The organism is Acinetobacter sp. 766875 (assembly GCF_000582055.1).
Lineage (GTDB): Bacteria > Pseudomonadota > Gammaproteobacteria > Pseudomonadales > Moraxellaceae > Acinetobacter > Acinetobacter nosocomialis.
This window is the reverse complement of record NZ_JEXX01000055.1, coordinates 1-1416: the sequence shown is the minus strand read 5'-3', so window position 1 is coordinate 1416 and position 1416 is coordinate 1. Positions and strand designations below refer to the sequence as shown.

Annotated in this window: 1 protein-coding gene; it reads left to right on the top strand. The window is 37.7% G+C overall.

All coding sequences use genetic code 11. The annotated features are described in order from the left end of the window. Positions 1-262 precede the first annotated feature (262 nt). Positions 263-1416: BapA/Bap/LapF family prefix-like domain-containing protein (locus tag J576_RS19280; RefSeq protein ID WP_033855752.1), on the top strand; the 1154-nt coding region annotated here is incomplete at its 3' end.

The window sequence follows — 1416 nt, the reverse complement described above, 5'->3', positions numbered from 1 at the left end:
TGTTTTATATATAAAACAGTTGCTAGTTATTTTTCGTAATTTATAAGAATAAGAACGAGAATTTTATTTATATAAAATTTGTATTAATTAAATTTTTTTCTTTAAGGACTTTAGTATTTATTTTTTTTATTTTAAAGTGGTTAATGTAAAAATGATCACATTACTTAATGTTTTTAAGTTGTAGGTCAAAAACTCGAAAACATTAAGTAAAAAGAATTATACAAAAAATCATTTAAATCAATAATATAAAAGGAATATAGATATGCCTGAGATACAAATTATTGCCAAGGACAGTCACAAAACCTTGGTAACAACAGAGGGAACTTCTGCAAAACTTTCAGAAGCGTCAGTTGTATTGGTAAAAGTAGCTGCCAGTGATGTACTGGTAGTCAATAGAGAGGGTACTAATGCAGTAATTCGCCTAAAAAATGGCGAAACTATTGTTATTGAAGGCTTCTTTAGTGGTACTGCTGAACCAGCTGATAACAGTCTTGTATTTCAAGATCAGAATGGTCAACTCATTTGGGCAAAATTTAAAGATGCTGAAAATGATGCAGATGCTGACAGCGATGCAGATGCAGATGCCGACAGTGATGTGGAGCCACAAGCACTTTTAGGTGAAGACTTACCAGCAGCACTACCAGCAGAAGCACCACAGGCATTAGTGTCTGATGTTATTTATCAACCAATTTCTTCAATTCAGCCATTACTTTATCATGATGCAGGTGTGAACCCATGGTTATGGGCAGCAGTACCTCTAGTTGCAGGCGGTATCATTGCTGCTGCATCAAATAGTGGTAGTAGTAATGACTCTTCTCCTGCAGATACTACACCTCCAAATACAAATGGGGTTACTTTCTCTGTTGATCCTATAACTTCAGATAATGTTATTAATTCAACTGAAGCTGCTGGTAACGTTACTGTTACAGGTAGCTTAAAAAATATTCCAGCAGATGCTGCAAATACTGTCGTTACTGTAGTTGTGAATGGTGTAACTTATACTGCAACTGTAGATAAAGTAGCAGGAACATGGAGCGTAGTTGTACCAGGCAGTGGATTAATTGCAGATAGCGATAAAACCATTGATGCAAAAGTTACGTTTACTGATGCAGCGGGTAATAGTAGCAATATAACTGAATCAAAAACTTATACAGTAGATACCACTGCACCAAATGCACCAGTAATTGATCCAATCAATGCAACTAATCCTGTAACAGGTACAGCAGAAGCTGGTTCAACAGTTAAGGTCACTTTCCCGGATGGTACGACAGCGACTGTAGTTGCAGGCCCGGATGGTAAGTGGACAGTACCAAACCCAGGCGATCTTAAAGATGGAGACAAAGTTACAGTTGTTGCAACTGACCCAGCGGGCAACCCGTCAGCACCATCAACTGGCACAGTAGATGCGGTTGCACC